General features: G+C 68.0%; 6 protein-coding genes and 1 tRNA gene. 5 read left to right on the top strand and 2 right to left on the bottom strand.

Translation table 11 applies throughout. The annotated features are described in order from the left end of the window. Positions 1-160: 160 nt before the first annotated feature. From AB1609_14820 to AB1609_14810, 3 genes are read left to right on the top strand one after another with little or no spacing between them, the layout of a single operon-like run. Positions 161-655, top strand: coding sequence for a MarR family transcriptional regulator (locus AB1609_14820; protein MEW6047730.1), 495 nt, complete (start codon positions 161-163; stop codon positions 653-655). Further along, entirely contained in the window at positions 652-1,536 is an 885-nt protein-coding gene (locus AB1609_14815) for an ATP-binding cassette domain-containing protein (GenBank protein ID MEW6047729.1), read from the top strand. Before AB1609_14820 ends, AB1609_14815 begins: the two co-directional genes overlap by 4 nt. Next, positions 1,496-2,410: an ABC transporter permease gene (locus tag AB1609_14810; protein MEW6047728.1), complete on the top strand. Its 915-nt coding sequence runs from the start codon at positions 1,496-1,498 to the stop codon at positions 2,408-2,410. The genes AB1609_14815 and AB1609_14810 overlap by 41 nt, the downstream gene beginning before the upstream one ends. A gap of 196 nt (positions 2,411-2,606) precedes the next feature. Here the strand turns inward: AB1609_14810 and AB1609_14805 are convergent, their stop codons facing one another. Next, on the bottom strand, positions 2,607-3,674 hold the full coding sequence (locus AB1609_14805) for a Glu/Leu/Phe/Val dehydrogenase dimerization domain-containing protein (protein MEW6047727.1): 1,068 nt from the start codon (positions 3,672-3,674) through the stop codon (positions 2,607-2,609). Positions 3,675-4,365: 691 nt separating this feature from the next. Here AB1609_14805 and AB1609_14800 point away from each other — a divergent pair. Continuing rightward, entirely contained in the window at positions 4,366-4,509 is a 144-nt protein-coding gene (locus AB1609_14800; GenBank protein ID MEW6047726.1) for a zinc-ribbon domain-containing protein, read from the top strand. A gap of 190 nt (positions 4,510-4,699) precedes the next feature. Continuing rightward, a tRNA-Val gene (locus tag AB1609_14795) sits at positions 4,700-4,776 on the top strand. A 106-nt stretch (positions 4,777-4,882) separates the two neighbouring features. On the opposite strand, the gene AB1609_14790 is transcribed toward AB1609_14795, so the two are convergent. Then, positions 4,883-5,173: a hypothetical protein gene (locus AB1609_14790; protein MEW6047725.1), complete on the bottom strand. Its 291-nt coding sequence runs from the start codon at positions 5,171-5,173 to the stop codon at positions 4,883-4,885. Between the last annotated feature and the right edge of the window lie 292 nt (positions 5,174-5,465).

The raw sequence follows: 5,465 nt of genomic DNA, 5'->3' as shown, positions 1-5,465 counted from the left end.
GCCCGCTCCGCTTTGCTTTGCTGTCGCCAACTGCCGGTCAACAGATGCCGCAGTGGCTGAGCTGGGCCGGGGGTGCGGTGAGCGGTGGCTCACCGCTCAGACATTGACAGGAGCAGGGCGCGGGTGTATAGTTCGCTTTGCTAACTGTTAGGAAGACGAGATGAGCGCGCTGCAGCGGGGCCAGACCCGTACGGGGATCGAGGTTGCGCCCGAGGCCTGTGCTCGGGAAATCATGGAGACGGTGCCGCAGGTGCTGCGGTTCGTGCGCACCGAGATGCGGCGGCACGCGAGCCCGCAGCTGTCGGTGCCGCAGTTCCGGGTGCTGGCGTACCTCGGGCGCATGCCGGGGGCCTCCCTGTCGGACGTTGCCGGGCACCTCGGGGTCACCAGCCCAACGGCTTCGGCCATGGTCGACCGCCTGGTGCGCAGGGGGCTGGTTGAGCGCGCCCAGCACCCGGACGAGCGGCGCCGGGTGGTCCTGCGTCTTACGGAAGCCGGGTCGGCCCTGCTCGAGCGGGCACGGGCCCTCACCCGGGCGCGGGTGGCGCAGGTGCTGGCGACGCTCTCCGAGAGCGACCTGCGCCGCTTGGGCGAAGGCCTGGCCGCGCTGCGGAGAGCTTTTGAACTGCAGGGAGGGGTACGTGACGGCGGATGAGCGGGACGTTCGATCTGAGCACGCACCGGGAGGCGCCCGAAGGCGGGCCGGCGGACAGCACAGGACGTGCGGTTGCGGAGGCTGCGCCGCTGGCCGTCGAGACGTTCAGGCTCACACGGCGTTTCGGATCCCTGGTGGCGGTGGACAACCTGACGCTGTCCATTCGGGCCGGTTCCATCTTCGGCCTCCTCGGCCCGAACGGCGCCGGCAAGAGCACCACCATCAAGATGCTGACGACCCTGCTGCCGCCAAGCGCGGGCGGCGCCCGGGTGGCGGGGTTTGACGTGGTGCGCCGGCCGCAGGAGGTCCGGCGGCGCATCGGGTATGTTCCCCAGCTGTTGTCGGCGGATGGGGGCCTCACCGGCTACGAAAACCTGCTGGTGTTCGCCAGGCTCTACGGTGTGCCGCGGGCGGAACGCGAGCAGCGCATCCGGCAGGCGCTGGAGCTCATGGGGCTCACCGACGCGGCCCACACGCTGGTGCGCCAGTATTCGGGCGGGATGATCCGGCGGCTCGAGATCGCGCAGGCCGTGCTGCACCGGCCCGCGGTGCTCTTCATGGACGAGCCCACGGTGGGGCTCGACCCGGTGGCCAGGCGGGCGGTTTGGGAACACGTGCGGGAACTGCGCCGCCGCTTTGGCGCCACCATCCTGATCACCACGCACTATATGGAGGAGGCCGACGAACTCTGCGATGAGGTAGCCATCATGCACCTGGGGCGGGTGGCCGCGGTAGGGGCACCCGGCGATCTCAAGGTGGCGGTGGGCCCCGAGGCAAGCCTCGATGACGTCTTCGTCCACTACACCGGCCGCTCCATCGAGACGGGGGGGACGTTCCGCGATGCCCTTCGGACGCGACGAACGGTGCGACGGCTGGGCTGAAACCGGCGGCGGCGCCGCGGTGGCCTCGGGAGCCGGTAGCGAGGTCGTGGTGGGAGGCGGCGTGCTGCCCTCCGGTAACCCTGTCGTGCGGGCGGTGCGAGCGGTCGTCGAGTTCGTGAGGCAGGTGCTGGCCGTCGCGGAGGCCGAGATGCGGAAGCTGCGCCACGACCCGGTGGAGCTGCTGACCCGGGCGGTGCAGCCGACCCTGTGGCTCGTGGTGTTCGGTCAGGTGATGAGCCGGGTGCGCGCCATCCCGACGGGCCGGATGAGCTACCTCGACTTCATGGCGCCGGGCATCCTGGCACAGAGCGTGCTGTTCATCGCCATCTTCTACGGCATCTCGCTGATCTGGGAGCGGGACCTCGGGGTGCTGCACAAGTACCTGGTCAGCCCGGCCTACCGGGGCGCGCTGGTCTCCGGCAAGGCGGTGTCGGCAGGGATTCGCGCGCTCACGCAAGCGATCATCGTGTATCTTCTGGCGTGGGTGATGGGGGTGCGCCTGCAGCTCACGCTGGGGGCCATCGGTGGCGTGCTGCTGTCCATCTTGCTCGGTGCGGCCATCTTCTCGACGTTTTCATTGGTGGTCGCCTGCCTGGTGAAGACCCGGGAGCGGTTCATGGGGATCGGCCAGGTGCTGACGATGCCCCTTTTCTTTGCGAGCAACGCCATCTACCCGCTTTCCATCATGCCGGAGTGGCTGAAGCTCATCTCTCACGTCAATCCGCTCACTTACCAGGTTGACGCGCTGCGGGCGCTGATGATCCAGGGCGGGCACGCTGCCGTCGGGCTCGGGGTCGACTTCGCCGTGCAGGCTGCGGTGCTGCTGGTGCTGATCTGGATCGCCGCACGGCTCTATCCGGACGCCATCAACTGAGCTCCAGCGGACATGCGCAGACGACGAGCAGGTCGGCTGCCGAGGCCGCTGCTTTAGAGTGGCCCTCTCTTCTGTTCCCGGGCTCCCGAGACACGTACGGGAAGCAGGTCACAATCACCTGAGGCAGGGGCAAGGGGCCGGGCCCGCAACGCCCAGCCCCTCGTCACCGTGCCATGCGGTTGTGCGCTTTGCAATGTTACCGCCGTGCGGCGCGGCCTGCGGACCGAGCCTCCTCGATGCGGCGCATCGCCAGCTCGTCGGCGGCGCGGTGGGTGGGGATGTTGCGGCGGCGGGAGAGCTCGATGACCTCGAGCACCCGGTCGTAGATGCGTTCGACTTTGGCCCGGGCGCGCGCGGCGCTGTAGCCTTCGGGGGTGAGTTCCTCGGCGACGTTGATGACGCCGCCGCCGTTGATGACGTAGTCGGGCGCGTAGAGCACGCCGCGGGCGTGCAGGGCGTCGCCGTGGCGCACTTCCCCGAGTTGGTTGTTGGCCGCACCGGCGATGATGGGCGCCTTGATGCGGGGAATGGTCTCGTCGTTGAGGACGCCGCCGAGCGCGCACGGCGAGAAGATGTCGCACTCGACGTCGAAGATGCGCTCGGGCTCGACGGCCTTCACGCCGAGTTCGTCGACGGCGCGCTTCACCTTTTCGGGGCGGATATCCGTAACCGTCACGTCCGCACCGGCCTGAACCAGGTGGCGGGCCAGGTTGAACCCGACGCTGCCGACGCCCTGGATGGCGACCCGGCGCCCCTCGACCTGCGGTGAGCCCCAGACCGCCTGGGCGCAGGCCTGTATTCCCCGGAAAACCCCGAGGGCGGTGAAGGGGGAGGGATCGCCGCTGGTCTCAGGAAGGCCGGCTACGTAAGCGGTTGCAGAACGAACCGACCGCATGTCGTCCGAGTTGGTGCCGACGTCTTCGGCAGTGATGTAACGGCCCTCGAGGCGGTTAACGGCATCGCCGATGGCCTGGAGCAGCGCCGGCGTCTTGTCGGTTCGAGGGTCGGCGATGACGACGGCCTTGCCGCCGCCGAGGGTCAGGCCGTGGATGGAGTTCTTGTATGTCATCGCTTTCGACAGACGCAACACGTCGACCAGGGCTTCCTGTTCGGAGCGGTAGGGCCAGATCCGGCAGCCACCCAGGGCGGGGCCGAGGGTCGTGTCGTGCACGCCGATGATCATCTTCAGCCCCCGACCGGGATCGTGGACGAAGACCACCTGTTCGTGGGGGCCCAGGCGGGCAACGGTCTCGAAGACCTCCATGCCGGCCATCACACCTTTCCGTCGTGTGGGCGCGCGGCCAACGACGGGCCAGAGGATGAGCCCGTGCCAGCCGTCGCCGGGCGTCTGCACACACGTCACAACTATCTGTCATGTACGGTGTATGCGCCCGCCGCCCAGGAAACCCATTCGAGAGCGCGGGCGCAGATCCTGGGGGACTCGGGTGCGGTGGGGGCGTGAGCGGCGAGCGTGGTTGGAGCGGCCGGGGTAGAGCGGTTTGGGGCCTCAACAGACCTGTAACCCGCCCTTTACGTTCCCGTAACCGATTCGTCGCACAATGTGAACGGAGTCACAGCTTGAGCTGCCGGACAGGGGATGGGACCGGCGATGAGTTCGCCCGGACTGCGCGACGGGCTGTGGCGTCTGGCGCTTCTGGCGGGGCTTTACTTGCTCATCGTGCTGCTCCGCAGCCTCGGCTTGGTGACCGGCCGGTAAGCCGCCAGGGAGGAGCTGGGGCGAGAGCGGTGGTCGCCGAGGGGCCGCCGGCCTTCCTGTGATTCTCCCTCCTTTACCGATTCTTAACACCCACCCCTCTTTACAGTTCACAGGCCCAGGGTTATATAAGGCAGGCAGGCGGGACGACAACTGGACGGGCGGGACGGAACACGTCCCGTCGGCCACCACCGTCCAGGGGTAAGAGACCCCGCCTGCACCGAAGGAGAGGGATGAGCGCATGACCTGCAAGGACTGCGGGACTCAGAACTATGCGGGGAGCCTGTACTGCAAGAAGTGTGGGGCTGACCTCAACCGGAAGGCCACGGAGACGCCTGTGACCCGCAAGGGCGTGCTCCAGATCCTTCTGAGCGCCCTGCGCTGAGCCCGGGTGCGCTTCGAGCTGTGAAGCGTGACTCCAGCCCGGGGCACACCCGGGTCGGCCCCGACCCGGCCGGTGGCGGCCAACCGGCCGGCGTGAGTGGCGCCTGCCCGCAAGCCTGCCTTGACACGCGGCCCGGCGACCGGTAGAGTAGAAGCCGCTGGGCCGGCAGTGCCGGCAGGCGTGGGCGCGTGGGCAGGTAGCTCAGTTGGTTAGAGCGCTACGCTCACATCGTAGAGGTCAGGGGTTCGAATCCCTTCCTGCCCACCATCGAATAAGCCCGTCACGACGAGGTTCGTGAGCGGGTGTTTTTGTTACCTGTCGGCTGCCAGGCGTCCGTTTTACTGCCTATCTCGCCACGCTGGCCAGGAACTCCTCAACGGCAGCGGCGGCCTTCTGGTCTTGGCCCGGGAGCAGGTGGCCGTAAAGGTCCAGGTGATTCGGACGTTCTCATGGCCAGGCGGCGGGAGATGGTCATGATGTCCACGCCCTGGGCAATGAGCATGGCAGCATGGGTGTGCCGGATGGTGTGCAGGGTGACGCCCTCCAGGAGTTTTGACGCGGCAGCCTCCGCTTCGGCGCGGGGCATGTCGCCCTTTGCGTAGGTCTCGGCCGCCTTCTGCCGGACTTTCCGAATGACCCCGGGCCAGGTCCCTGTCGTCCACATCTAAGTGCCGCAGGGGGCCGCCGAGCGTGTCGGTAAAGACGAGCCCAGTGTCACGCCAGGATGAACCCGCTTTTTGGCGCTCCTCCGCCCGTCTGAAGTGCCGAACGAACCGGCCCGCGAGGCGGTGAAGGCCCTGATCCGGACGCTGTCGGCCGATTCCCCGGAGGTGCGTCGGCAGCGGGTCAGACTCTGCCAGCGCTCCGCCCGCGTAGAAGAGCAGGAGCCCATGGCTCTGGTGGGGCGGTACCTCTCCTCATCAACGAGACGCTGCGAATGAAGCCACAAGGCCCAC

This window comes from Bacillota bacterium, from assembly GCA_040754675.1.
GTDB lineage: Bacteria > Bacillota > Limnochordia > Limnochordales > Geochordaceae > Geochorda.
The sequence above is the reverse complement of the archived record's forward strand: the minus strand, read 5'-3'. Positions and strand labels throughout refer to the sequence as shown.

Excerpts from the sequence above, each read along its gene's own strand:
- AB1609_14790 (MEW6047725.1), bottom strand. The coding sequence starts at position 5,173 with ATGTGGACGACAGGGACCTGGCCCGGGGTCATTCGGAAAGTCCGGCAG.
- AB1609_14820 (MEW6047730.1), top strand. The coding sequence starts at position 161 with ATGAGCGCGCTGCAGCGGGGCCAGACCCGTACGGGGATCGAGGTTGCG.
- AB1609_14800 (MEW6047726.1), top strand. The coding sequence starts at position 4,366 with ATGACCTGCAAGGACTGCGGGACTCAGAACTATGCGGGGAGCCTGTAC.
- AB1609_14815 (MEW6047729.1), top strand. The coding sequence starts at position 652 with ATGAGCGGGACGTTCGATCTGAGCACGCACCGGGAGGCGCCCGAAGGC.
- AB1609_14810 (MEW6047728.1), top strand. The coding sequence starts at position 1,496 with ATGCCCTTCGGACGCGACGAACGGTGCGACGGCTGGGCTGAAACCGGC.
- AB1609_14805 (MEW6047727.1), bottom strand. The coding sequence starts at position 3,674 with ATGGAGGTCTTCGAGACCGTTGCCCGCCTGGGCCCCCACGAACAGGTG.